The organism is Paucibacter sp. XJ19-41 (assembly GCF_028462495.1).
In the GTDB taxonomy this organism is placed as follows: Bacteria; Pseudomonadota; Gammaproteobacteria; order Burkholderiales; family Burkholderiaceae_C; genus Roseateles_E.
Map to the genome: position 1 here is coordinate 1 of NZ_JAQOWX010000087.1, position 24,791 is coordinate 24,791.

General features: G+C 69.8%; 21 protein-coding genes and 1 pseudogene. 13 read left to right on the top strand and 9 right to left on the bottom strand.

What is annotated here, in order from left to right; all coding sequences use genetic code 11:
• A pseudogene (locus tag PO768_RS20135) lies at positions 1 to 1,187 on the bottom strand (5-methyltetrahydropteroyltriglutamate--homocysteine S-methyltransferase); the annotation flags it as partial.
• 108 nt (positions 1,188 to 1,295) lie between these two features.
• Here PO768_RS20135 and PO768_RS20140 point away from each other — a divergent pair.
• Both PO768_RS20140 and PO768_RS20145 read left to right on the top strand, forming a co-directional pair.
• A complete protein-coding gene (locus PO768_RS20140; protein ID WP_137944596.1) occupies positions 1,296 to 2,219 on the top strand; it encodes a LysR family transcriptional regulator in 924 nt (307 codons plus the stop codon).
• A complete protein-coding gene (locus tag PO768_RS20145; RefSeq protein ID WP_272647478.1) occupies positions 2,216 to 2,962 on the top strand; it encodes a helix-turn-helix transcriptional regulator in 747 nt (248 codons plus the stop codon). The genes PO768_RS20140 and PO768_RS20145 overlap by 4 nt, the downstream gene beginning before the upstream one ends.
• On the opposite strand, the gene PO768_RS20150 is transcribed toward PO768_RS20145, so the two are convergent.
• A complete protein-coding gene (locus PO768_RS20150) occupies positions 2,959 to 3,798 on the bottom strand; it encodes a sterol desaturase family protein (RefSeq protein ID WP_272647479.1) in 840 nt (279 codons plus the stop codon). The two genes, PO768_RS20145 and PO768_RS20150, sit on opposite strands and share 4 nt — an antisense overlap.
• 120 nt (positions 3,799 to 3,918) lie before the next feature.
• Complete coding sequence (locus PO768_RS20155; RefSeq protein ID WP_272647480.1) at positions 3,919 to 4,353, bottom strand: acyl-CoA thioesterase; 435 nt, start codon at positions 4,351 to 4,353, stop codon at positions 3,919 to 3,921.
• A gap of 125 nt (positions 4,354 to 4,478) precedes the next feature.
• Here PO768_RS20155 and PO768_RS20160 point away from each other — a divergent pair, with 125 nt between their 5' ends.
• The 5 genes from PO768_RS20160 to PO768_RS20180 all read left to right on the top strand — a co-directional run bounded on the left by PO768_RS20160 (position 4,479) and on the right by PO768_RS20180 (position 10,138).
• The gene (locus tag PO768_RS20160) at positions 4,479 to 5,897 is read left to right on the top strand and encodes a short-chain fatty acyl-CoA regulator family protein (RefSeq protein WP_272647494.1); all 1,419 of its coding nucleotides are present in this window, start codon (positions 4,479 to 4,481) and stop codon (positions 5,895 to 5,897) included.
• A gap of 97 nt (positions 5,898 to 5,994) precedes the next feature.
• Complete coding sequence (locus PO768_RS20165; RefSeq protein ID WP_262969774.1) at positions 5,995 to 7,011, top strand: NADP-dependent oxidoreductase; 1,017 nt, start codon at positions 5,995 to 5,997, stop codon at positions 7,009 to 7,011.
• On the top strand, positions 7,011 to 7,484 hold the full coding sequence (locus PO768_RS20170; RefSeq protein WP_272647481.1) for a GNAT family N-acetyltransferase: 474 nt from the start codon (positions 7,011 to 7,013) through the stop codon (positions 7,482 to 7,484). Before PO768_RS20165 ends, PO768_RS20170 begins: the two co-directional genes overlap by 1 nt.
• Complete coding sequence (locus PO768_RS20175) at positions 7,481 to 8,377, top strand: SDR family oxidoreductase (protein ID WP_137944601.1); 897 nt, start codon at positions 7,481 to 7,483, stop codon at positions 8,375 to 8,377. The genes PO768_RS20170 and PO768_RS20175 overlap by 4 nt, the downstream gene beginning before the upstream one ends.
• A gap of 75 nt (positions 8,378 to 8,452) precedes the next feature.
• A complete protein-coding gene (locus PO768_RS20180; protein ID WP_272647482.1) occupies positions 8,453 to 10,138 on the top strand; it encodes an ATP-binding protein in 1,686 nt (561 codons plus the stop codon).
• A 9-nt stretch (positions 10,139 to 10,147) separates the two neighbouring features.
• On the opposite strand, the gene PO768_RS20185 is transcribed toward PO768_RS20180, so the two are convergent.
• Positions 10,148 to 12,334, bottom strand: a complete 2,187-nt coding sequence (locus tag PO768_RS20185) for a xanthine dehydrogenase family protein molybdopterin-binding subunit (protein WP_272647483.1) — start codon at positions 12,332 to 12,334, stop codon at positions 10,148 to 10,150.
• Entirely contained in the window at positions 12,331 to 12,807 is a 477-nt protein-coding gene (locus PO768_RS20190) for a (2Fe-2S)-binding protein (RefSeq protein ID WP_272647484.1), read from the bottom strand. The genes PO768_RS20185 and PO768_RS20190 overlap by 4 nt, the downstream gene beginning before the upstream one ends.
• 173 nt (positions 12,808 to 12,980) lie before the next feature.
• On the opposite strand from PO768_RS20190, the gene PO768_RS20195 reads away from it, so the two are divergent.
• On the top strand, positions 12,981 to 14,267 hold the full coding sequence (locus PO768_RS20195; protein WP_272647485.1) for a TIGR03862 family flavoprotein: 1,287 nt from the start codon (positions 12,981 to 12,983) through the stop codon (positions 14,265 to 14,267).
• Here PO768_RS20195 and PO768_RS20200 read toward each other — a convergent pair whose 3' ends face one another.
• Positions 14,268 to 16,289: an alpha/beta hydrolase family protein gene (locus tag PO768_RS20200; protein ID WP_272647486.1), complete on the bottom strand. Its 2,022-nt coding sequence runs from the start codon at positions 16,287 to 16,289 to the stop codon at positions 14,268 to 14,270.
• A gap of 58 nt (positions 16,290 to 16,347) precedes the next feature.
• A complete protein-coding gene (locus tag PO768_RS20205) occupies positions 16,348 to 17,274 on the bottom strand; it encodes an alpha/beta fold hydrolase (protein ID WP_272647487.1) in 927 nt (308 codons plus the stop codon).
• Positions 17,275 to 17,345: 71 nt separating this feature from the next.
• Here PO768_RS20205 and PO768_RS20210 point away from each other — a divergent pair, with 71 nt between their 5' ends.
• Positions 17,346 to 17,831: a GNAT family N-acetyltransferase gene (locus tag PO768_RS20210; RefSeq protein ID WP_272647488.1), complete on the top strand. Its 486-nt coding sequence runs from the start codon at positions 17,346 to 17,348 to the stop codon at positions 17,829 to 17,831.
• Positions 17,832 to 17,930: 99 nt separating this feature from the next.
• Complete coding sequence (locus PO768_RS20215) at positions 17,931 to 19,364, top strand: sensor domain-containing diguanylate cyclase (protein ID WP_272647489.1); 1,434 nt, start codon at positions 17,931 to 17,933, stop codon at positions 19,362 to 19,364.
• Here the strand turns inward: PO768_RS20215 and mdeB are convergent.
• Positions 19,361 to 22,024 (bottom strand): alpha-ketoglutarate dehydrogenase, encoded by a 2,664-nt coding sequence (mdeB, locus tag PO768_RS20220; RefSeq protein WP_272647490.1) that lies wholly within the window; start codon positions 22,022 to 22,024, stop codon positions 19,361 to 19,363. The genes PO768_RS20215 and mdeB overlap by 4 nt on opposite strands.
• A 23-nt stretch (positions 22,025 to 22,047) precedes the next feature.
• Positions 22,048 to 23,064, bottom strand: a complete 1,017-nt coding sequence (locus PO768_RS20225; RefSeq protein WP_272647491.1) for a 1-aminocyclopropane-1-carboxylate deaminase — start codon at positions 23,062 to 23,064, stop codon at positions 22,048 to 22,050.
• 150 nt (positions 23,065 to 23,214) lie between these two features.
• Between PO768_RS20225 and PO768_RS20230 the strand changes: the two genes are divergently transcribed.
• The 3 genes from PO768_RS20230 to PO768_RS20240 all read left to right on the top strand — a co-directional run.
• Positions 23,215 to 23,724 (top strand): Lrp/AsnC family transcriptional regulator, encoded by a 510-nt coding sequence (locus PO768_RS20230; protein ID WP_262969763.1) that lies wholly within the window; start codon positions 23,215 to 23,217, stop codon positions 23,722 to 23,724.
• Between the two features lie 58 nt (positions 23,725 to 23,782).
• Complete coding sequence (locus tag PO768_RS20235) at positions 23,783 to 24,187, top strand: BlaI/MecI/CopY family transcriptional regulator (protein WP_272647492.1); 405 nt, start codon at positions 23,783 to 23,785, stop codon at positions 24,185 to 24,187.
• A gap of 298 nt (positions 24,188 to 24,485) precedes the next feature.
• Positions 24,486 to 24,791, top strand: a 306-nt coding sequence (locus tag PO768_RS20240) for a hypothetical protein (RefSeq protein ID WP_272647493.1), incomplete at its 3' end; no start/stop codon positions are given.

Below are 24,791 nucleotides of genomic sequence, written 5' to 3' on the forward strand. Positions count from 1 at the left end.
TGGCGCGCCGCCAGGGCCGCGCGGGCATCGGCCAGCTCGGCGGCGACACTGGCCTGGTCGCCCCAGAGCGCGCGCTCCAGCACGCGCAGCTCATCGAGCTTCTCGACCGCGCCGGCCAGCCAGCTCTGCAGCTCGGGGTCGAGCGCGGCATCCTCGCGCAGGCTGAAGGGCACATGCAGCAGCGAGCAGGACGGCGCGATCCAGAGCCGGCCGCCGCGCAGCTCCTTGAGCTCGCGCAGCAGGGCCAGGGCCTGATCGAGATTGCTGCGCCAGATATTGCGGCCGTCGATGATGCCTACCGACAGCTCGCGCTCGCGCGGCAGTTGGCGCGCCACCGCGAAGACCTCCTCGGGCGCGCGCACCGCATCGATATGCAGGCCGGCCACCGGCAGCTCGCAGGCCAGCGCCAGATTGCTCTGCAGCGGCGAGAAGTAGCTCGCCAGCAGGATCTGCTGCTCGCTGCGCGCCAGCGCCTCATAGGCCCGGCGCAGCGCGTCCTGCCAGGGCTGGTCCAGATCCAGCCCCAGCACCGGCTCGTCCAGCTGCACCCAGCTGACGCCGCGCGCCGCCAGCCGGTTCAGCAGCTCGGCATAGGCCGGCAGCAGGCGCTCCAGCAGGTCCAGGCGATCGAAGCCGGCCTGCTTGGACTTGCCCAGCCACAGCAGGCTGACGGGGCCCAGCAGCACGACCTTGACCGCCGCCGGCAGCGCGATCGCCTCGTCGACCTCGGCCAGCAATCGCTCGGCCTGCAGGCTGAACCGGGTCTGGGCATCGAACTCGGGCACCAGGTAGTGGTAGTTGCTGTCGAACCATTTGGTCATCTCCAGCGCGAAGGTCTCGGCCGGGGCGTGGGTGCAGCCCTCGTGGCCCTGGGTCGGCGCGATGCCGCGCGCCATCGTGAAATAGCGCTGCAGCGGCGCCTCCTGCCCCGAGAAGCCGAAGCGCGCCGGCTCGCAGCCGAACAGCTGGATATGGTTGGCGATCTGGTCGTAGTAGGCGAAGTCGCCCACCGTCACAAAGGCCAGGCCGGCCTTGATCTGCAGCGCCCAATGCCGCTGGCGCAAGGCCCGGCCGGTGGCTTCCAGCGCCTGCGCATCGATCTCGCCGCGCCAATGCCGCTCCAGCGCCTGCTTCAGCTCGCGCTGCGCGCCCATGCGCGGAAAGCCGAGAATATGAGTCTTGATCATGTTATTTGTGGTGACGGTGAATTTGATTCGTCATCATCGGCAAACCGGCTCTATGATTCAAACGAAACTTTCTTGTGATGACTCTGAATGTCATTCATGCACCAGGCCATGAACTCGCTGCTTGAACTGCGCCATCTGAAGACCCTGCTGGCCCTGCGCGAGGCCGGCAATCTGTCGCGCGCGGCCCAGCTGCTGAACCTGACCCAGTCGGCGCTGTCGCATCAGCTGAAGGGCCTGGAGGCGCACTACGGCATCGGCCTGTTCGAGCGCAAGTCCAGCCCGCTGGTCTTTGGCGCGGCCGGCCAGCGCCTGCTGCGCCTGGCCGATGCGGTGCTGCCCCTGGTCGACGAGGCCGAGCGGGAGGTGCGGCGTCTGGTGGACGGCTCGGCCGGCACGCTGCGCATCGCGGTCGAATGCCATACCTGCTTCGACTGGCTGATGCCGGCGATGGACGCCTTCCGCGCCCGCTGGCCCGAGGTCGAGCTCGATATCGTCTCGGGCTTCCATGCCGACCCGGTGGGCCTGCTGCATCAGGACCGCGCCGAGCTGGCCATCGTCTCCGAGGTCGATGCCGACGAGTCAGGCGTGGCCGTGCATCCGCTGTTCAGCTTCGAGATCGTGGCCCTCTTGCCCAAGGGCCATGAGCTGCTGGCCCGGCCCTGGCTGGAGGCGCAGGACTTCGCGCCGCACACGCTGATCACCTACCCGGTGCCCGACGAGATGCTGGACCTGGTGCGGCGCGTGCTGGCCCCGGCCGGCGTGACGCCGCCGCGGCGCAGCACCGAGCTGACCGTGGCGATGCTGCAGCTGGTGGCCAGCGGCCGCGGCCTGGCGGCGCTGCCGCTGTGGGCGGTCGAGAGCTATCTGGCGCGCGGCTATCTGGCGCGCCAGCGCATCGGCGAGGCCGGGCTGACCGGCAGGCTCTATGCGGTCAGCACCGAGGCCCTGGCCCGCAAACCCTTTCTCGCGGACTTCGTGCGCATCATGCGCGAGACCTCGCTGCTGAACCTGCCGGGCGTGAGTCTGCTGTGATTAGGGAGGGCAGCGCATCGCGGCGGCCGCAGCATTGGCAGGGTGGGCTGGCGATTGCCCCGGCCTGCGCGGTCTGGCGTGGCGTGGCCGGTGACAGCCTGCTGCACCGGCACACGGCGGCGCAGGCGGTGCTGCCCCGGCAAGGCCTGGCGATGGTGGAGGACCGGCACGGCCGGCGTTGCGAAGCGGCCTGCGTGCTGATCGAACCGATGCAATGGCATCGCCTGCCCCTGGGCGCTGATGTGACCCTGGTGTTTCTGGAGCCCTGGGTGCCGGCCAGCCAGGTGCTGGCCCAATCGATTCTGCCGGCCGGCTTCGAGACGGCGCTGGCCCATGCGCTGTGCCTGAGCGAGCCGGCAACGCCGACCCAGCAAGCCTCCTTCTGGCAGCGCTGGTTGGTCCGGCGCGAGCCCGATGGCGCCGATCGCGCCGATGGCGAATGGTTGGCGCGCGCCTGCGGCTTCATCGAGCAGCGCCTGGGCGACGGTCGGCTGGCGCTGGGCGATCTGGCCGCGTATATGGGCTTGTCGAGCGAGCATCTGCGCCATCGCTTCGCGCAGGCATCGGGTCTGCCCTTCAAGCGCTATGTGCTGTGGCGCCGGCTGCGGCTGGCCGGCCAGGCCCTGGCCGCCGGGCAGGGCGCCACGGCGGCGGCCCATCAGGCCGGCTTTGCCGATGCCGCCCATCTGGCCCGCACGCTGAAGGCGATGTTCGGCGTCACGGCCTCGCAGATCCGGGCCTAGCGCCAGGGCGCCAGCAGCTGCGCCAGATAGCTTTTCGGATAGTCGGGCGCGGTGCCGATGCCGAAGTCCCCGGGCCGGAAGCGGCGGCCCGGCTCGTCGTGGGCGCTGCCCAGCAGGCGGTCCCACAGCGTCGTGAACAGGCCGAAGTTCACATCGCCGGTCCCGACCCATTTGAGATGGTGAAAGCGGTGCACCGGCGCCAGCGCCAGCAGGTGTCGCAGCGCGCCGATGCGCATATCGACATTGGCATGCTGCAGCAGCAATTGCAGCGCCACCGAGAAGGCCAGCAAGGCCGCCACCTGCTGAGGCATGCCCAGCAGCAACAGCGGCGCCGTGCCGGCCGCGGTTTCGATGGCCAGATGCACCGGGTGCTTCATCAGCCCGTTGAAGCCGTACAGACGCTCGACCGAATGATGAACCGCATGAAAGCGCCACAGCCACGGCAGGCGGTGGCTGGCCCAATGCGTCAGCGTGATGCCGGCATCGGCCACCAGCAGGGCCAGCAGCCATTGCAGGGCCAGCGGCCAGTCCGTCGGCCATATCGAGGGCCACGGCCGAAGCGCGGCCAGCAGCGGAATGGCCAGCACGCCCATCAGGCTCAGGCCCTCGTTCACCAGGGCATGGGCGGTGTCGCGCCAGCGGTCGCCATGCGCCTGGTTCCAGCGCGGCTCATAAGGGATCCAGCGCTCGGCAAGAAAGGAGCAGGCCACCGCGCCGAGCAGCAGGGGCAGCAGCGCGATGCCGGGCCCGCCCCGCATCACCAGGGTCAGCGCGGCGGCATTCCAGCCGATCAGCATCAGCGGTGCATAGATCCGCTTGAGCAACAGAAAATTCACAGGACGCTCCACAGGGTTCAGGAGCGCCCATGGTGTCGATCGGCGGCGGCGCTGTCTTGAACGCAGCGGCTGCCTCGACAGGGTCGCCGCACCGGCGGGCTCTGGCTGCGCGCCCCGTCCTCAGCGCGTCAGGGCTTCCGGCACCGCTTGCCGCTGCCGGGCCCGCAGCGCGCTGGGGCGGCCCTGCGCATCCACGGCCACCATCTCGAAGCTGCCGCGCAGCACCTCGCCGGGCCGCGTGCCCGGTGCCGCGTCCAGCGCGGCCCGTACCTCGACCGTCAGCGAGCTGCGGCCGACCCGGCTGACCCGGGCATGCAGATGCAGCAGGGCGCCCACCGGCACCGGGGCGATGAAGTCGATGCGCGAGGCGCCGGCCATCACGACCGCCTGCTGCGCGAAACCGGCCGCTGCGAGGTAGGCGGTCTTGCCCAGCAGGGCCAGGGCCTGCGGGCCGAACAGCGTGCCGTAGTGGTTGGCCTGGGCCGGCAGCACCAACTCGGTCAGTCGCAGTGCCTTGGTCGGTGTTGCAGCCAGGCCGCTGATCCAGTCATTCATGGGGGATTCCGGGGTTTTGATATTCGCAATATTTGCATTTGGGTATGCTGGCAACAAGAGCTGAACTGGCCAATGTTTGCGATGTGATCTGGCTAAATTTGCAATGTTTGCGAAGGTGAATGACGGTGCGCAAGACCTTTCTCGGTGTGAAGCTGAAGACGCTGCGCGAGCAGCGCGGCCTGACCCAGGCGGCGCTGGCCCAGGCGCTGGCGCTGTCGCCCAGCTATCTGAACCAGCTGGAGAACAACCAGCGCCCGCTGACCGTGCCGGTGCTGCTGCGCCTGCAGTCGGCGCTGGGCGTGGATCTGCAGTTCTTCTCCGAGGACGACGAGGCGCGCCTGACCGCGCAGCTGCACGAGATCGTGGCCGAGACCGCCCTGCCGGAAGGGGTGCCGGATGCCGAGTTGCGCACGCTGGCGCAGCAGATGCCGGGGCTGTCGCAGTTGCTGATACGGCTGCATGGCCGGGCCCGGGCCGCCGAGGAGCGCATCGCCACGCTGGCCGTCGGCCTCGGCGAGCGCGGCGAGGAGCAGCTGCCGGGCCAGCAGCCGCATGAGGCGGTGCGCGATTTCTTCTATGCACGTCACAACTACATGGCCGCGCTTGACGAGGCCGCCGAGGCCTGCCATGAACAGCTGCTGGCCGAGGGGCCGCCGGGCGCCGACCTGGCGGCGCTGCTGGAAGCGCGCCTGGCGACGCGGCACCGCGTCAGCGTCCAGACCCTGAGCGCCGAGCAGGCGCCAGTGCGCCGCTACGAGCCGGCCCGGCGCCTGCTGCAGCTCGGCGACGGCGCGACACCCGGCCAGCGCGCCTTCCAGCTGGCCACCCAGCTGGCTTATCTGGAGGCCGAGTCGCTGATACAGGCGACCGCCGATGAGGGCCGCTTCGCCAGTGGCGAGGCCAAGGCCCTGGCCCGCATCGGCCTGGCCAGCTATTACGCCGGCGCCCTGGTCCTGCCCTATGGCCGCTTCCTGGCGGCGGCCCAGGCGCTGCGCTACGACATCGCGCTGCTGGCCCAGCGCTTTGGCGTCAGCTTCGAGACCGTCTGCCACCGGCTCTCGACCCTGCAGCGCCCGCAGGCACGCGGCCTGCCGTTTTTCTTTGTGCGGGTCGACCGCGCCGGCAATATCTCCAAGCGCCAGTCGGCCACCGATTTCCATTTCTCGCGCAGCGGCGGCACCTGCCCGCTGTGGACGGTCTACGAAGCCTTTGCCCAGCCGGCTCAGGTCTTGACCCAGCTGGCCGCGATGCCCGATGGCCGCCGCTATCTGTGGATTGCGCGCAGCGAGCGCCGCCAGAGCGGCGGCTACCGTTCACCAGCGCGCAGCTTCTCGATCGGCCTGGGTGTGGACATCCGCCACGCGGCCCAGCTGGTCTATGCCCAGGGCCTGGATCTGAGCGACCCGGACAGCGCCACGCCGATAGGCCCTGGCTGCAAGCTCTGCGAGCGCCAGGGCTGCGCCCAGCGCGCCTTTCCGGCGCTGGGGCGGCGCCTGCGCATCGACGAGGGCGAGCGCCTGCGCGAGCCCTATGCGGCCGCTTGAGCGGAATCGAACGACCGTTCTTTTTTGTCACCCATGAGACGCCCGAGGTCCGAGCGTCCGTGATTCAATCGGCGCTCTTGCATTCGAGGAGCCCGCCATGACCATCAACCGCCAGATTCAACTCGCGTCGCGCCCGCAGGGCGAGCCGAGCACCGACAACTTCAAGCTGGTCGAGGTGGCGCTGCCGGCGCTGGCCGAGGGCCAGGTGCTGGTGCGCAACCACTACCTGAGCCTGGACCCCTATATGCGCGGCCGCATGAACGAGGGCAAGAGCTATGCCCAGCCGCAGCCGCTGAACGAGGTGATGATTGGCGGCACGGTCGGCGAGGTGGTCGAGTCGAAGAACGCCGCCTTCAAGCCCGGCGACAAGGTGGTCGGCATGGGCGGCTGGCAGGAGTACCAGCTGGTCGACGCCAGCCAGCGCGGCGTGCTGCAGAAGGTGGACACCAGCCACATCCCGCTGTCGGCCTATCTGGGCGCGGTAGGCATGCCCGGCGTGACCGGCTGGTATGGCCTGGTCAAGATCATCAACCCCAAGGCCGGAGAGACCGTCGTCGTCAGCGCTGCCAGCGGTGCGGTCGGTGGCGCGGTGGGCCAGCTGGCCAAGGTGCGCGGCGCCCGTGCGGTGGGCATCGCCGGCGGCCCGGACAAATGCCGCCAGGTGGTCGAGGAGCTGGGCTTTGACGAGTGCATCGACTACAAGCAGCACCGTGACGTCAAGAGCCTGTCGGCCGCGCTGAAGGCGGCCTGCCCGAATGGCATCGACGGCTATTTCGAGAACGTCGGCGGCATGATTCTGGACGCGGTGATGCTGCGTGCGAACGCCTTCAGCCGCATCGCGATGTGCGGCATGATCTCCGGCTACAACGGCGAGCCCATTCCTATGAGCGCGCCCCAGCTGATCCTGGTCAACCGGATGAAGATCGAGGGCTTCATCGTCAGCGAGCATATGGAGCTCTGGCCCGAGGCGCTGAAGGAGCTGGGCGGCCTGGTGGCCACCGGCAAGCTGAAGTACCGCGAGTCGGTGGCCCAGGGCCTGGATGCAGCGCCCGAGGCCTTTCTGGGCCTGCTGAAGGGCAAGAACTTCGGCAAGCAGCTGGTCAAGCTGATCTGATGGCGATGCGCTGGCATTGCGCTCGCTTCGAGGCGCTCAACGCGGGCAGGCTGTACGAGCTGCTGGCGCTGCGCTCCCAGGTCTTTGTGCTGGAGCAGCGCTGCGTCTATCTGGACCCCGATGGCCTGGACCCGCAGTGCTGGCATCTGCAGGGGCGTGGCGAGCAGGATGAGCTGAAGGCCTATGCGCGGCTGCTGCCGCCGCTGCTGAAAGGGCCGCAGCAGACGCTGCCGATGATTGGCCGTGTCGTCACCGCCAGCAGCGCGCGCGGCGCCGGCCAGGGCCGGGCGCTGATGCAGCAGGCGATCGCCGAATGCGCGCGGCTGTGGCCCGGGCAGGGCATTGACATCGGCGCGCAAGCCCATCTGCAGGGCTTTTACGCCAGCCTCGGTTTCGTGCCGAGCTCGGCGCCCTATGACGAGGACGGCATCGCCCATATCGATATGAGACGTGCAGCAGGAGACCCGGCATGAAGACTTACCAGGGCCGCACGGCCGTGATCACCGGCGCCGGTTCGGGCTTCGGCTTGGAGGTGGCGCGCCTGGCCGCCGCGCGCGGCATGAATCTGGTGCTCTGCGATGTGCAGGCCGATGCGCTGGACAAGGCCGCGGCCGAGTTCGGCGATCACCCGCTGCTGGCGCGGCGGGTCGACGTGTCCAAGGCCGCCGAGATGGAGGCGCTGGCGGCCGCCGTCCGGGCCCGCTTCGGCGCGCCGCACTTTGTCTTCAACAATGCCGGCGTCGGTTCCGGCGGCCTGGTCTGGGAGAACAGCCTGGCCGACTGGGACTGGGTGCTGGGCGTCAATCTGATGGGCGTGGTCCATGGCCTGCGCCTGTTCACGCCGATGATGCTGGAGGCGGCGGCCGCCGACCCGTCTTACGAGGGGCATATCGTCAACACCGCCTCGATGGCCGGCATGCTCAATGCGCCGAATATGGGCGTCTACAACGTCTCCAAGCATGCGGTGGTGTCCTTGAGCGAGACCCTCTATCAAGACCTGGCCCTGGTGACCGAGCAGATCCATTGCTCGGTGCTGTGCCCCTTCTTCGTGCCCACCGGCATCTCGCAAAGCCATCGCAACCGGCCCGGCGAGCTGGCCTCGGCGAAGCCAACGAAGAGCCAGCTGATCGGCCAGGCGATGAGCGACAAGGCGGTGTCCTCCGGCAAGATCACCGCCGCCGAGGTCGCGGCCATGGTGTTCGCGGCGCTGGACGAGGAGCGCTTCTATGTCTTCAGCCACCCGCGCTCGCTGGCCGGTGTGCAGACCCGCATGGAGGATGTGATGCAGCTGCGCAATCCGACCGACCCCTTCAAGGACAAGCCCGAGCTGGGCCAGCAGCTGAAGGCGGCGCTGCGCCAGGCGTGACATTGTTGCCGCTGGCGCGGCGCTGAACACCGGCGGTCCTGGCCGACCGGCGCCCTCGGGCCGCACAATCGGGCCGTGCAGGTCCGCTCCCTTGTTTCCTTTCTCGCTCTGGCCGCCCGGCTCATGCTGCTGGGCGGGCTGCTGCTTGGCGGACTGGCGGCCCTGGCCGAGGACAGACCCTGGCTGACGGCCGAGGAGCGCGCCTGGATTGCTCAGCAGCGGGTGCTGCGGGTCGCCAGCACGCCCAGCTACGGGCCCTTCACCTTTGTCGATGCCGAGGGGCGCTTGCGCGGCCTGTCGGTCGACTATGTCTCGCGCCTCAACGAGCTCAGCGGCCTGCGGCTGGAGTTTGTCGCGCCAGAACCCTTTGCCCGCAATATGGAGGCGCTGCGCGCCGGCGAGCTGGACCTGCTGATGTCGCTGCGCGAGACGCCGGAGCGGGCCGAGTTCATGGGTTTCACCCGTCCCTATGTTTCGGTGCCGGTGGTGCTGTTGCGCCGGGTCGGCAGCGAGCGCCAGGCGCTGATGCCGGGCGAGCCGGTCTCGGTCGGCCAGGGTTTTGCGGCGGCCGACTTCCTGCGCCAACGCTATCCCGACAACCCGCAGCAGGTCGAGACCGACGACAAAAGCATGCTGCGCCGGCTGGCCAGTGGCGAGATCGACGCGGCCGTGATGGACCTGGCCAGCGCCACCTTCCAGATCCGCGGCGAGGGCATAGGCAATCTGCGCGTGCAGGGCGATGTCGGCTATGCCTACGAGCTGGGCATAGGCTACCGGCGCGAGCTGGCCCTGCTGGGCCGCATTCTCGACAAGACCCTGGCCCGCATCGACGCGGCCGAGCGCCAGGCCATGGTGGACCGCTGGATCTCGCTGCAGGCCGAGCGCAGCCCCTGGCAGCGCCGCCTGCTGCTGGCCGCCGCCGCGGCGCTGGCCCTGGTGCTGCTGGGTCTCGGCCTGGTGCTGCTGTGGAACCGGGCGCTGCAGCGCCAGGTGGTGGCGCGCACCGAGCAGCTGCGCATTGAGCTGGCCGAGCGCCAGCGCCTGCAGGCTGCCGACCACGCCCGGGCGCTGGCCGAGGCCGCCAACCAGGCCAAGACCGAATTCATGTCCCAGGCCAGCCACGAGCTGCGCACGCCGCTGAACGCGGTGCTGGGTTTCGCCCAACTGCTCGGCGGCGACGCCCAGCACCCGCTGGACGCGCTGCAGCGCGAGCGCGTCGGCCATATCGATGCGGCGGCCCGCCATCTGCTGATCCTGATCGAGGACATGATGACCCTGTCGCGCATCGAGTCCGGCAGCCTGGCGGTGACGCCGCTGCCGCTGCAGGCCGGCCCGCTGCTGCGCCGCTGTGTCGAACTGGCCCGGCCGGCCGCTGCCTCGGCCGGCATCGAGCTGCGCCTGGACGAGGCCCCGCTGCCGCTGGCCCAGGCCGATCCGGTGCGGCTGGAGCAGGTGCTGCACAACCTGCTGTCCAACGCGATCAAGTACAACCGCCCCGGCGGGTGGGTCCAGGTGCGGGCCTGGGCCGAGCCGGCGCGCGGCCTGCTGATCCAGGTGGCCGACAACGGCCTGGGCCTCAGCGCCGAGCAGCTGGCCCAGCTGTTCCAGCCCTTCAACCGCCTGGGCCGCAGCGAGCAGCAGGGCACCGGCATCGGCCTGGTGATCAGCAAGCAGCTGATGGAGCGCATGGGCGGCCAGATCCGCGTCGAGAGCCAGGCCGGCCAGGGCAGCCGTTTCATCCTGGAGCTGCAGACTTCCTAGCCCCGGTTCTCAAGCGACCAGTTGCCAGCCGGCCCGGCTCAGCGGCAACCGCTCGATCGCAACACCGCTGGCCGCGAACAGGGCATTGGCCAGGGCCGGGCCTATCGAGGCCGGGCCTTCCTCGCCGACCCCGATGGCCTGCTGCCCCAGGCCCAGGGCCAGTACATCCAGCGGCGGTGTCTGGGCCAGGGTCAGCAGCGGATAGTCGTCGAAGCCGCCCTGCTGGACCTCGCCGTTCTTCAGCGTGATCTCGCCGGCCAGGGCCGCCGTCAGGCCGAACAGGGTGCCGCCCATCAGCTGGGCCTCGACCGCATCCGGATTGATCAGCACGCCGGCATCCACCGCCGCATAGATCTTCTCGATCCGGAAGCGCCCCGGCGCCGGCACCGAGATGTGGACGATGTGGGCGCTGCGCGCCGCATTGCCGGCGCTCATCGCCAGACCGCGGAATTGGCCCTTTGGTAAGACCTGACCCCAGCCTGCGCGTTCGGCCAGCGCCTTCAGCAAGGCCTGGGTTTGCGGCTTGGCGGCCAGCAGGCGCAGCCGGTAGACCAGCGGGTCAAGCCCGGCCAGCTTGGCGGCGCGGTCTATCGTGCACTCCAGGAAGAAGACATTCTGCGAGGCCCCGACCGAGCGCCAGAAGCCGCAGGGCACGCCGGCATCGACCCGGGTCCAGCCCAGCTGCTTGGGCCCCAGCGCATAGTCATGGTGCAGCCAGCCCATGCCCACCGACCAGTCCAGGCCGGTGGGATCTCGGCCGATGCTGAGCCGGCTGTGTTCCAGCAGCGAGGGGTTGGCGCAGTCGACCCGCAGTGCGGTCGGCAGGCCATCCGCGCCCAGGGCCAGGCGCACCCGCGCGGCGGCAGCCGGGCGGTAGCCGCCGGCGCGCATATCGGTCTCGCGCGACCAGATCAGCTGCACCGGCCGCCCCATGGCCCGGGCCAGCAGCGCCGCCTCGACCGCGAAGCCGTGCTCGAGCCGGCGGCCGAAGCCCCCACCGATCAGCAACGGGTGGATCGTGACCTTGTCCGGCGCCAGGCCCAGCGCCTTGGCCACGCCATGCTGGGTGTCCTGGGCGCTCTGGGTCGACAGCCAGAGCTCGGCGCGGTCCGGCCCGACCTCGGCCAACGCATTCATCGGCTCCATCGTCGCGTGGGCCAGAAAGGGAACGTCGTAGCGCAGGTCCAGCAAGTGCTTGGCGCGGCCCAGTTCGAGCGCCACGGCCTCGGGGTCTATGGCCGGGTCGTTGGACTTGGCGAAGCTCAGCCCCGCGCCCCGCTCGGCCGCCGCCAGCAGCTCCTGGCGCAGCGCGGCGCTGTCGGTGCCGGCATGGGGGCCTGGGCTCCAGCGCGGCTGCAACGCGCGCAGGCCCTGCAGGGCCTGCCAGTAGCCCTTGGCCACTACGGCCAGCGCCCCCGGCAGCCGCACGACCCGCTGCACCCCCTTGATGGCCAGGGCCGGTGCTTCGTCCACCGCCAGCAGCTCGGCGCCGAAGCGGGGGGCATGCATCAAGGTGGCCACCAGCATGCCGGGCCGGCGCGCGTCGATGCCGAAGCGGGCGCTGCCGTCCACCTTGGCCGGCAGGTCCGGGCGTGGCGTGCTGTGGCCCAGCAGTTGCCACTGCTCGCGCGGCTTGCGCTGCGGCTTGGCCGGCGGCGGCAGGCCGGCCGCCTGCTCCAGCAGCCGGGTATAGGGCAGGCGCTGGCTGCCGTCCGGATGCCAGACCTGGGCCGCCCGGGTGCGGCAGGCCTGCGGGTCCACGCCCCAGCGCTGGGCCGCGGCCTGGATCAGCAGGCTGCGCGCCGCCGCGCAAATCGTACCGACCTCGCGCAGGCTCAGCGGCAGGCCGAAACTGCCATAGGTCGCGTAGTTGGCCGGCCACAGGCCCGGGCTGGCGAACTCGGGGCGCACCGGGGCTTGGGCCACGCTGATCTGGTCCAGGGCCATATCCAGTTCCTCGGCGGCGATCTGACCGATGCTGGTCTGCGTGCCCTGGCCCATCTCGATCACATGGCTCAGTACGGTCAGTCGGCCATTCGCCTCAAAGCGCAGGCCGCGGTCGAAACCGAGCGGCGCGGCCGCGGTCGGTCGGGTGCTGGCCTCGGCCAGCGCCGGCATCAAACCCAGTGTCCAGGCGCCGGCGGCGAAGCCGGAGCGCAGAAGAAAGCCGCGGCGACTGCTTGTGACGGGGCTCATTGGCTGACCCTCCGGCCTGCCATGGCCGCTGCCGCGCTGTGGATGGCGGCGCGCACGCGGGGATAGGTGCCGCAGCGGCACAGATTGGTGATCGCGGCGTCGATCTGGGTGTCGCTGGGGCGCGGGTGCTCGGCCAGCAGCGCGGCGGCGGCCATCAGCATGCCGCTCTGGCAGTAGCCGCACTGGGGCACCTGGTGGGCGATCCAGGCCTGCTGCAGCGCATGGCTGCGGTCGCTGGACAGGCCCTCGATGGTGGTGATCTTCAGGCCGGCCACGGCCTGCACCGGCAGCACACAGCATCGCGTCGCCGCCCCCTCCACATGGACGGTGCAGGCCCCGCACTGCGCGACCCCGCAGCCGAACTTGGTGCCGCTCAGGCCCAGGTCCTCACGCAAGACCCACAGCAGGGGTTTGTCGGCCTCGGCTTCGACGCGCAGGGCGCGCCCGTTGACGGTCAGGGAGTGTTGTTGCATCGCGATGGACTGGCTGGACTTGCAGGAGTGCGGGCGCATGCTAGAGAGCCGGGGGCCGCAGCGGCAGGGTTTTGCGATGAAGCAAGGAATGGCGGGAATGGGCGGCGGTGGCCGTGGCGCGTTGGCGATCTGGCACACTCGCTTCCCCCTTCTGTTTTCCGGTCGCACTCCTGATGTCCACAGCCCCCGTCTTATCCGCCGCGCCGCGCCGCGCCCTTGTGATCGGTGGCGGCCCGGCCGGGCTGATGGCGGCCGAGGCGCTGGCGGCGGCCGGTGTCGCGGTCGATGTGCATGACGCGATGCCCTCGGTGGGTCGCAAATTCCTGCTGGCCGGCAAGGGCGGGCTGAACCTGACCCACTCCGAGGCCTTCGAGCCCTTTGTGGCGCGCTTCGGCGAACGCGCCGAGACCATCGCCCCCCTGCTCAAGCGACTCGATGGCCCGGCGTTGCGCGAGTGGGCGCAGGGCCTGGGCGTCGAGACTTTTGTCGGCAGCTCGGGCCGGGTCTTTCCGGTCGATATGAAGGCCGCACCGCTGCTGCGCGCCTGGTTACAGCGGCTGCGCGCGGCCGGTGTGCGCTTTCATCAGCGCTCACGCTGGCTGGGCTGGGGCGATGAGGGCGCGCTGCGCTTTGCCGGCCCCGAGGGCGAGAGCCAAGTGCAAGCCGATGCCGTGGTGCTGGCGCTGGGCGGGGCCTCCTGGCCGCAGCTGGGCTCGAACGGGGCCTGGGTCGAGGCGATGAGTGCGCGCGGCGTCGAGATCGCGCCGCTGCGCGCGGCCAACTGCGGTTTTGATGTAGGCCCCACCGCTGCACATCCAGACGGGCCGGGCTGGAGCGCCGTGTTTGCCGAGCGCTTTGCCGGCCTGCCGGTCAAGCCGGTGGCCCTACATATCGAGGGCGCGGGCGGGCGACGCTTCGAGCGCCAGGGCGAGTTCGTGATCACCGCCAGCGGCATCGAGGGCTCGCTGATCTATGCGGCCAGTGCCCTGCTGCGCGACGAGATCGCCGAGCACGGCCAGGTCACGCTCCATCTGGATCTGCTGCCGGACCGCGAGGCGGCCTTTGTCGCGGCCGAGGTCGCGCGTCCGCGCGGCCCGCGCTCGCTGTCCACCCATCTGAAAAGCCGGCTGGGCATCGAGGGCCTGAAGGCCGGCCTGCTGCACGAGATGCTCGGCAAGGCCGAGTACGCCGACCCGGCCGTGCTGGCCGCGCGCCTGAAGCGTCTGCCGCTGACCCTGGTCGCGGCCCGGCCGGTGGCCGAGGCCATCAGCACGGCCGGCGGCGTACGCTTCGAGGCCCTGGATGCGGGCCTGATGATCAAAAGCCTGCCGGGCCTGTTCTGCGCGGGCGAGATGCTGGACTGGGAGGCCCCCACCGGCGGCTATCTGCTGACGGCCAGCATGGCCAGCGGCCGCGTCGCGGGCGAGGGTGCGGCGGCCTGGCTGGCGCAGCAGCGCTGATCAGGGCTTGTTCAGGTGCTCGCCCAAAAAGCGCTCGACGCGGCGGGCGAAATCCACCTGGGTCGAGACCTGGCGCCAGCTGTGGCCCTCGTTGGCATACGTGACCCATTCGGGCGGGTGGCCGGCCTCGGTCAGGGCTTTGCGCAGGCGTTCGCCATGGGCCAGCGGCACGCGCAGATCGGCCTCGCCGAAGGCCAGCAGCAGCGGCGCCTTGATGTGCCGGGCCTGGACCAGCGGTGAGGCGGCGCTCAGCATCGCTGCGTCCCTCTCGGCATCGCCGACCAGCTCGGGCAGCATGTGGCGGCGACCCTGGTCGCTGATGTCGTCGTCCACCCACCAGGAGCCTTTGAGGTATAGAAAAGGATCGGTGACCGCGACCCAGGCGATGCCGCAGCGGTAGAGCTCGGGGTGGCGCACCAGGCCCATCAGCGTCGAGTAGCCGCCATAGCTGGCGCCGGCGATGCAGGCGCGCTCGGGGTTGGCCAGGCCTTGCTGGCGGGCCCAGAGCAGCGCGTCGGCCACATCGTCCTGCATGGCCCGGCCCCATTGCTTCCAGCCGGCGCGGTAATGGGCCTCGCCATAGCCGCTGCTGCCGCGGAACTCCGGCGCGATCACCAGATAGCCACGCGAGGCCAGGAACTGCTCCATCGCCTGCCAGCGCCAATGCCCACCGCGCACCCAGGGGCCGCCATGCACCAGCACCACGGCCGGTGCCGGCTTGCCCGGCTCGACGCCGGCGGGCAGGGTCAGCCAGACCGGCAGATCGCGGCCGTCGCGGGCCTTGATGCGTTCCAGCGCCACGCTGGCCATGCGCTGCGGATCGATGTCGTCGAGCATGCGGCTGACCGCCTGCCAGCGCTGGCTTGCCGCCTCGTAGATCCAGAGTCGGCCCGGGTCGCGGTCGGCGAAGGAGCGCACCAGCAGCACCATGTCCTCGGCGCCGCAGCGGCTGCAGCTGAGCCGGTTGATGCGGCCCGGCAGGCGTTCGTCGGCCAGGGCCTGCATGCGCTTCATCGCCGGATCGAACCAGACGGTCTGCTCGGCATCGGTCTCGACGCGCACGCCCAGGGCCCGCGAACCGGCGCGGTCCAGCACCAGGCTGCCGCTGAAATCGAAGCCCGGGGCGGAGACCAGGGCCGGGGTCTGCGGCTTGCCGGCCTCGAAGTCATAGCGTGTCAGCACCGCATAGCCCTCGGCACCGCTGCGGTGGGTGATGTAGAGCGTGCCGCTGTCGTCGACCACGCTGGGTTGGAAGGGCTCGCGCAGCAGCTCGCTCTCGACGATCTGGCGCCATGAGTCCTGGCCCGGGCCGCGCCAGTGCAGGCTGCTGCGGCCTTGGCTGCGTACACCCGCCAGGCGCGGCTGGCCCTTGCTGTCGAACAGCCAGCTGGTGGCATTGCGCGGTGCATCGCCCAGGCCCATGGAGCGGGTGCGCCCGTTGCGGACATTGAGCCACATCGGCGTGATGGAGAGCAGTTCCTGGCCGGAGAAGCTCATCTCTCCGACCACGATCTCGTCGGGCCTGACCCCATCCTGCGGCAATGGCACCCGCAGCAGCAGATGGTTCCATTCGAGGGCCGTGTCGCGCGTGCTGCTGCCATCCCGGATGAAGGGCAGGCCCCGACGTCGCACCAGCAGGCGAAAGTCGCTGCCGTCGGCGTTGACGGCGTAGAGCCCCGGCGCATAACGCTGATCCTCTCCGCTGCCGGCTTCCAGATCCAGCACATTGAAGACCAGGCGCTCGTCGCCGACCCAGTCGAAGTTCACGATGTCGGCGTCGGAGAAAAGCGCCGCGCGCCGACCTTTGGGTTCAGCCTCCAGATCGACGACCACCAGGCCTATGCGTGTGGTGCCGCGCGAGGTTGTGATGGCCAGGCGCTTGCCCGAGGGCGAAAGCTTGGCGTCCAGCACGGCCGGGCGCTGGAAGAAGCGCTCCAGCGGCAGCGGCGGCTGCGCCCGGGCCGGCGCCTGCGCCAGGGACAGGGCTGCGAGGGCCACACCCAGCCAGAAACTCTTCTTCATCGCTCCATCCTCCCTGCCTGTGGCAGTTTTTTGATGGGGCGAAGAATAGCCTGGGCTGTCAGTCGGCGTCCAGGAAGGCCTGCAGCCGCGCCGCCAGCGCCTCGGGCTGGTCATGGTGCAGCATATGGCCGGCGCCCTGCAGCCGCGCGCGCTGCAGCTGCGGCACTGCGGCGAGCCGGGCCTCGAAGTCCTCGCGCGGGTAGCGGTCGCCCCACCACTGGCTCATCTGCGTCTCGCTGCCCTCGACCCAGAGCACCGGCGCGCTGATGCGAGCCCAGCAGGCCAGGATCTCGGCCTTGCGGTAGAGGATAGGGTTGGCGCGCTTGTGGGCAGCATCACCAAGAATGTGCCAGGTCTTGCCTTCGGGCCCGTTCTGCTCCCGCGACCAGTGTGGCGCCAGCCAGGCGGCCTTGTCGGCGGCCAGGCGCGGGTTGGTCTTCATCAGGCGCTGGGCCACGCCGGCGAGGCTGTCATAGTGCTTCAGGCGTTGCGGCGTCTTCAGATCGTCCAGCCACTCGATCAGGCGCGCCGGCGCCATCTCGGGCTGCGTCTCGGGCAGGCCAAAGCCTTCCAGATTGACCAGGCGGCGGATGCGCTCGGGCCGCAGGCCGGCATAGCTCATCACCACATTGCCGCCCATGCTGTGGCCCAGCAGATCGACCGCCTGGCCCGGCGCGACGGCGTCCAGCAGCGCGTCGAGATCGCCCAGGTAGTCGGGGAACCAGTAGCTGTCGGCGCCGCTGCTGTCGCTGAGGCCGAAACCGCGCCAGTCCATCGCGATGATGTGGCGCTCGTCGGCCAGCGCATCGACGACGAACTGGAAGGAGGCACCCACATCCATCCAGCCATGCAGCATCAGCAGCGTGGGCCGTTCGGTGGTCGCGAGCTCGGGCCGGCCCCAGCTCAGGACGTGGTGGCGCAGGCCGCGCAAGGAGATGAACTGGCTGCGGTGCGGACGGCGTGCGGTGTAGGCGATGGGCATCATGCGGGCGACTGTAGGACAAGCAGTGCCGGCAGGCTGTCGGCCCGGCGACAAGCTGCGTGGACAATGCGGCCATGAGCACCTACACGATACGCCCCGCCCAGAGCGGCGATGTGCCGGCCATCGCCGACCTGATCGCCGAGCTGGCCGAGTTCGAGAACCTCACGCACATGCTGCAGCTGACCGCCGACAAGCTGCACCCGCATCTGTTTGGCCCGAAGCCGGTGGTCGAGGCCCTGGTCGGCGAGATCGACGGGGAGATGGTGGGCTTCGCGCTGTTCTTCACCAACTTCAGCACCTTTCTGGCCAAGCCCGGGCTCTACTTGGAAGACCTGTATGTGCGGCCCGCGCATCGCCGCAGCGGCCTGGGCAAGGGCCTGCTGCAGCGCCTGGCGCAGATTGCCGTCGAGCGCGACTACGGCCGCTTCGACTGGACCGTGCTGGACTGGAACGAGGACGCGATCCGCTTCTACGAGAAGATGGGTGCCAGCGTGCTGCCCGAGTGGCGCATCTGCCGCATGACCGGCGAGGCCTTGACCTCGTTCGCCGCACGCCGCTGACCCCTTGCAAGAGGGATCAAAAGAGGGCCCCGGCCGGCCGCGACCGTCATAGACTGAGGCCTAGCGACCAGGGAGTGGTCACATTTGAACGGTGGCCCTATGCAGCCAGGCCAGGCGCGCGAGTTCTGGGGGCATCTCTCGACCGAGCCGGCCGGGCCGCGCGAGTTCCGCGCCGCGCTCGGCCTGATCGCCCTCTCGGCCATGGTCTTCGTGGCGGCCCTGCCTTTTGCCGCCACGCCGCTGGCCAAGCTGCCCGCCTTCATCCCTATCTATGTCACCGCGCTGGTGATCTGCGATCTGATCACGGCGGTGCTGCTGTTCAGCCAGTACCGGGCCCTGCAGTCGCTGGAACTGCTGGTCCTGGGCGGCGGCTATCTGTTCACCGCCGCCGCCACCGCGGCCTATGCGCTGATCTTTCCGGGCCTGTTCGCCGCGACGGGCCTGCTGGGCTCGGGGCCGCAGACCTCCTCGGCCCTGTATATGTTCTGGCATGGCGGCTTCCCGCTGATGGTGATGGCCTATGCGAGGGTCAAGGCGGGAGGCTCCGGTCGGCCGAGCTTCAACCGGGCGCGGCGCCTGCGGGCGCAGATGGTCATCGTTTTGATGGTGGCGCTGGTGCTGGCCACCGTGGCCGCATTCACGGCTTTTGCGACCGCAGGGCACGAGCACCTGCCGGTGTTTCTGCAAGGGGACCGGACCACCGCTGCCGGGCGCGCCGTCCTGCTGGGCGTCTGGACCCTGAGCCTGCTGGCGCTGGCCATGGTCTGGCGGCGCCGGCCGCACACGGTGCTCGATGTCTGGCTGCTGGTGGTGATGACCGTGTGGCTGTTCGACCTGGCGCTGGCGGCCATCCTGAACACCGGCCGCTACGACCTGGGCTGGTATGCCGGCCGCATCTACGGCCTGCTGGCGGCCGGTTTCCTGTTGATCGTGCTCCTGAGCGAGAACGCCCGGCACTATGCGCGGCTGGTGCGGCTGTCGGCCGATCTGAGCGCGGCCAACGACCAGCTCTGGCAGCTGTCGCAGCAGGATGGGCTGACCGAGCTGGCGAACCGGCGCGCCTTCGATCGCTATCTGGCCGAGCAGATGGCGGTGGCGGTGCGCCACAAAAGAGCCCTGGCCCTGGTGCTGATCGATGTCGATCACTTCAAGGCCTATAACGACCACTACGGCCACCACGCCGGCGACCTGTGCCTGAAACGGCTGGCGGCAGCGCTGCAGGCCTGCTGCCGCCGGCCGGCGGACATGGCCGCGCGCTACGGCGGCGAGGAGTTCGCGCTGATACTGCCGGACACCGACCTGACGGGCGCCCGGCACACCGCCGAAGCCGCCCGGGCCGCGGTCGCGGCGCTGGGCATCGAGCATTCAAGCTGTTCCACCGGCCCGCACATCAGCGTCAGCATCGGCCTGGCCATGGTCGACCCGTCACGCTCGATGACGATGGCGCAGCTGATCTTGGCCGCCGACGGTGCGCTCTACCGGGCCAAGGAAGGCGGGCGCGACCGTGTCGTGGCCGGGCCGCCGGACCGCTAGGTCGACGCCATCGACACCAGCGCGGCCAGACGGCTTTGCTCGCAGGCATTCTCGGCCTTGCAGACTTCCTGGACCGCGCGCAGGCTGGCCTGCACGATGGCGGCGGCGTCGACCTCGAAATGCGCGCGCAGCTCGGCGCGCGAGTCGCTGCGGCCGAAGCCGTCGGTGCCCAGGCACAGATAGCGCCGCCCCGGCGGCAGATAGGCGCGCACCAGCTCGGGCAGGGCGCGCACATAGTCGCTGGCGGCGATGATGGGGCCGCTGCTGGCGCGCAGTTGCAGCTCCAGCGCGCTGTCGACGGCCGGCTTCAGGCCCTGGCGCCACAGCCGCTCCTGCGCGGCGCCCTCGCGGGCCAGCTCGACATAGCTGGTGACGCTCCAGACATCGGCGGCGATGCCGTGCTGTTCCTCCAGCAGCGCTGCCGCCTTCAGCACCTCGCCCATGATGGCGCCGCTGCCGAACAGCTGCACCCGCTGCGGCAGCGCGGCCGGGCCGCTGCGCAGCCGGTAGATGCCGCGCAGCACGCCGGCATGGTCGGCCTCGGCCAGGCTGGGGTTGACGACGTTCTCATTGGTGACGGTCAGGTAGTAGAACTCGTCGACCTGCTGCTCCAGCATGCGGCGCATGCCGTGGTCGATGATGAGGGCCAGCTCGCCGGCGAAGGCCGGGTCGTAGGCGCGGCAGTTCGGCACGGTGGAGGCGAACAGCGGGCTGTGGCCGTCCTGGTGTTGCAGACCTTCGCCGCCCAGCGTGGTGCGGCCGGCGGTGGCGCCGATCAGGAAGCCGCGGGCGCGCTGGTCGGCCGCGGCCCAGATCAGGTCGCCGACCCGCTGGAAGCCGAACATGCTGTAGAAAATGTAGAAAGGCAGCATCGCCAGCCCGTGCGTCGAGTAGCTGGTGGCCGCCGCGGTCCAGGACGACAGCGCGCCGGCCTCGCTGATGCCTTCCTCCAGGATCTGCCCGCTCTTGTCCTCGCGGTAGGCCAGCATCGAGCCGGCGTCCTCGGGCTGGTAGAGCTGGCCGAAGGGGGCGTAGATGCCGACCTGGCGGAACAGGCTGGCCATGCCGAAGGTGCGCGCCTCGTCGGCGACGATGGGCACGATGCGCGGGCCCAGCCGCTGGTCCTTGATCAGTGCCGCCAGCTGGCGCACAAAGGCCATGGTCGTGCTCATGGACTTGCCGTCGGCCTGCAGCGCGAAGCCGGCCGTCTCGGCAAGACCCGGCACCGGCAGCGGCGGCGCCAGCGTGGCGCGGGCCGGCAGAGAGCCGCCAAGCGCCGCGCGGCGCGTCTGCAGATAGCGCATCTCGGCGCTGTCCTCGGCGGGCTTGTAGAAGGCCGCCTCGGCCACCTGGGCGTCGCTGAGCGGCAGCGCAAAGCGCTCGCGAAAGGCCAGCAAATCGTCGGTGCCGAGCTTCTTCTGCTGGTGCGAAGTCATGCGGCCCTGGCCGGCCGTGCCCATGCCATAGCCCTTCATGGTCTTGGCCAGCACGACGGTGGGCTGGCCGCGATGGGCGCGGGCGCGTGCGAAGGCGGCATGGATCTTGACCGGGTCATGGCCGCCGCGGCGCAGCCGGTCTATGTCCTCGTCGGCCAGGTGGGCGACCAGGGCCTGCAGCTCGGGCGACTGGCTGAAGAAGCTGCGGCGGTTGAAGGCACCGTCGTTGGCGCTGAGCGTCTGGAACTCGCCGTCCACGGTGCGGGCGAAGGCCCGTGCGATCGCATGGGTCTCGTCGCGTGCGAGCAGCTCGTCCCACTCGGAGCCCCACAGGCATTTGAGGACATGCCAGCCGGCGCCGGCGAACAGTGCTTCGAGCTCGTCGACGATGCGGCCATTGCCGCGCACCGGGCCGTCCAGGCGCTGCAGATTGCAGTTGATCACGAAGACGCAGTTGTCGAGGTTCTCGCGCGCGGCCAGGGTCAGCGCGGCGATCGACTCCGGTTCGTCCATCTCGCCGTCGCCGAAAAAGCCCCAGACCTTGCGCTGCTCGGTGGCCTGCAGGCCGCGGTCGGCCAGGTAGCGCATGAAGCGGGCCTGGTAGATCGCATTGATCGGGCCTATGCCCATGGACCCGGTCGGGAACTGCCAGAACTCCGGCATCAGATAGGGGTGGGGGTAGGAGCTGAGTCCCTGGATCCCCTGCTTCTGCGCGCTGAGTTCCTGGCGGTAGTGGCGCAGCGCGTCCTCGCCGAGTCGGCCCTCCAGAAAGGCGCGGGCATAGACGCCCGGCGCCGAATGCGGCTGGAAGTACACCAGATCGGCGCCTTGCGGCGCTGCAGGGCCGCGGAAGAAATGCTGGAAGCCGACCTCGAACAGATCGGCCGCCGAGGCGTAGCTGGCGATGTGCCCGCCGAGCTCGCCGTGCGCGGCATTGGCGCGCACCACCATCGCCAGTGCGTTCCAGCGCAGCATGGCCGAGAGCCGCTGCTCGATGGCCAGGTCGCCGGGGTAGGGCGGCTGCTGGGCCAGCGGCACGCTGTTCAGATAGGGCGTGACGGCCGCCGGCCGCCAGGGCAGCTGCTGCTGGCGCGCATGCGCCAGCAGGCCGTCCAGCAGGGCGGCGGCGCGTTCGCGGCCTTCATGCGGCCCCCAGGCGGCGAGCAGGCCGTCCAGCGCCGCACACCATTCCTGAAGTTCCTCGTCGACATCGGTCGGGTGCATGCGCGGGCTCCTGTCTGCTGATGTCAACCGTTGCGGAAGAGGAAGCTGTAGGCGTTCAATGCGGGGACGCCGCCCAGGTGGGCGTAGAGCACCCGCGAGCCTGCGGGGAACTCGCCCTTGCGCACCCTATCGATCATTCCCTGCATCGACTTGCCCTCGTAGACCGGGTCGGTCAGCATGCCCTCGGTGCGCGCGCACAGGCGTATCGCTTCCAGCGTGCCTTCGCTGGGCAGGCCGTACTCGGGGCCGCCGTAGCGGGTGTCCAGCACCACGTCAGCGGCCACAATGGGCCGGCCCAGCTCGACCAGTTCGGCCGTGTGTTGCGCGATGCGCAGGATCTGTGCATGGGTCTGTGCCGGCTTGGCCGAGGCGTCGAGGCCTATCACCTTGTCGGCGCGGCCGTCGGCCGCGAAGCCCACCACCATGCCGGCCTGCGTGCTGCCGGTCACCGAGCAGACGACGATGTAGTCGAACTTGAAGCCCAGCTCGGCTTCCTGCGCGCGCACCTCCTCGGCGAAGCCGACGAAGCCCAGGCCGCCGTAGGGATGCTCGGAGCAGCCGGCCGGGATCGGGAAGGGCTTGCCGCCCCGCGCCTTGACATCGTCCATGGCCTGCTGCCAGCTCGGGCGGATGCCGATGTCGAAGCCGGCCGCGTCCAGCCGCACATCGGCCCCCATGATGCGCGACATCTCGATATTGCCGACCCGGTCGTAAACCGCGTCCGAGTAGTTGACCCAGTTCTCCTGCACCAGCACGCACTTCATGCCCAGATGGGCGGCGACGGCCGCGACCTGGCGGGTCTGGTTGGACTGGATGCCGCCGATCGAGACCAGGGTGTCGTAGCCGCCGGCAATCGCCTCGGGAATCAGGTACTCCAGCTTGCGGGTCTTGTTGCCGCCAAAGGCCAGGCCGCTATTGCAGTCCTCGCGCTTGGCATAGAGCTCGACCTCGCCGCCGAGCGCGGCGCTCAGTCGCTTCAGCGGCTGGATGGGCGAGGGGCCGAAGGTCAGCGGGTGGCGGGGGAAACGTTGCAGATTCATGTGAAGACTCCGGGGAGAGAGGGAAGAGCTTGGCTGCGCTGGGAATGTTAGGAAGAATGCCTGTTCACAGGGTTGCAAAGATTGATGGGATGGCAAACTTCTTGCTGACTGTTTGCTACTGATGTGGCTTCCTATTGCTGGAGAATTGAATTGAGCACAACAAAAGTTCGTGGCCAGGCGAAGCTCGCGGCCCCGGAGGCGATCGCGCTGGATCGCACCGACAAGACGCTGTTGCGCGCGCTGCAGCGCGACGCCTCGATCTCGAATGTGGCGCTGGCCGAGAAGGTGCATCTGAGCCCGCCGGCCTGCCTGCGCCGGGTCGAGCGCCTGCGCCGCGCCGGGCTGATACGCGCGACCGTGGCCCTGCTGGACCCGCCGGCGCTGGATGCCGGCATGCTGGTCATCATCGGCGTGGTGCTGGACCGCTCGACGCCGGAGTCCTTCGCGGCCTTCGAGAAGTCCGCCGCCAAGATTTCCGGCTGCATGGAATGCCATGTCGTGACCGGCGAGTTCGACTACTTCATGATGCTGCGCACCAAGGACAGCGACAGCTTCAACCGCCTGCATGCCGAGCAGCTGCTCTATCTGCCGGGGGTGCGGCAGATCCGCAGCTTCATGGTGCTCAAGCAGGTGCTGTCGACGACAGAGATCCCCTTGTAGCGCCATAGTCAGAATAAAAGTTCTAGACAATAAGTTCTAGAAAAGTTATTCTGAATGCATGGCTCATTCATCATCACTCCCCACACCCACCGCCGCCGAGCTGGATCTGCTGCGCGTCATCTGGCGCGAAGGGGCTTGCACGGCCCGCCAGGCGCATGAGGCGCTGAAGCTCGAGCGACCCGAGATCACCGAGGCCAATGTGCTGCGCCAGCTGCAGCTGATGCACAGCAAGGGCCTGCTGACGCGCGACGAGGGCCAGCGCCCGCAGGTCTATGCGGCCGCCCACGCGCAGCACAAGCTGCAGCAGCAGCTGCTCAAGGACATGGTCTCCAAGCTCTTCGGCGGCTCCGGCAAGGCCCTGGTGATGGCCGCGCTGAAGACCCAGGTCAACCAGCAGGAGCGCGACGAGATTGCGCAGCTGCTGAGCCAGGGCGATGCGGCCGGCAAAGGCAAGCGCTCATGAGCGGCACGAGCTGGACCCTCTGGGTGCAGCCGCTCAGCGACACCTTGCTGCAGCTGCTGTGGCAGTTAAGTGTGCTGGGCGGCTTGGCCGCGCTGCTGCTGCATGTGCTGCGCCACAGCGCCGCCCGTATGCGCTATGCGGTCTGCGCCGTGGCCCTGCTGCTGAGCCTGCTGCTGGCGGCGCTGCAGTTCGGTACGCGCTGGGCCGAGGCGCAGACCCCGCCGGCCACACCGGCGGCGCAGCCACTCTGGGGCGGCGGCGCGCTCAAGGCCCAGAGCCACGGCGCCGTGCAGTNGCCGTGGCCCTGCTGCTGAGCCTGCTGCTGGCGGCGCTGCAGTTCGGTACGCGCTGGGCCGAGGCGCAGACCCCGCCGGCCACACCGGCGGCGCAGCCACTCTGGGGCGGCGGCGCGCTCAAGGCCCAGAGCCACGGCGCCGTGCAGTCGCAACAGGCCGAGGAGCCCGATCGCTGGGCGACGCAGACGCCCTGGCGCCAGGGCCTGGCCTGGGCCTGGTTGCTGGGCGTCGCGCTGATGAGCTTGCGCCTGCTTGCCGGCCTGGCCTGCGTCGCGCGCTGGCGCCGCCGCAGCCGGCCCGCGCCGGCG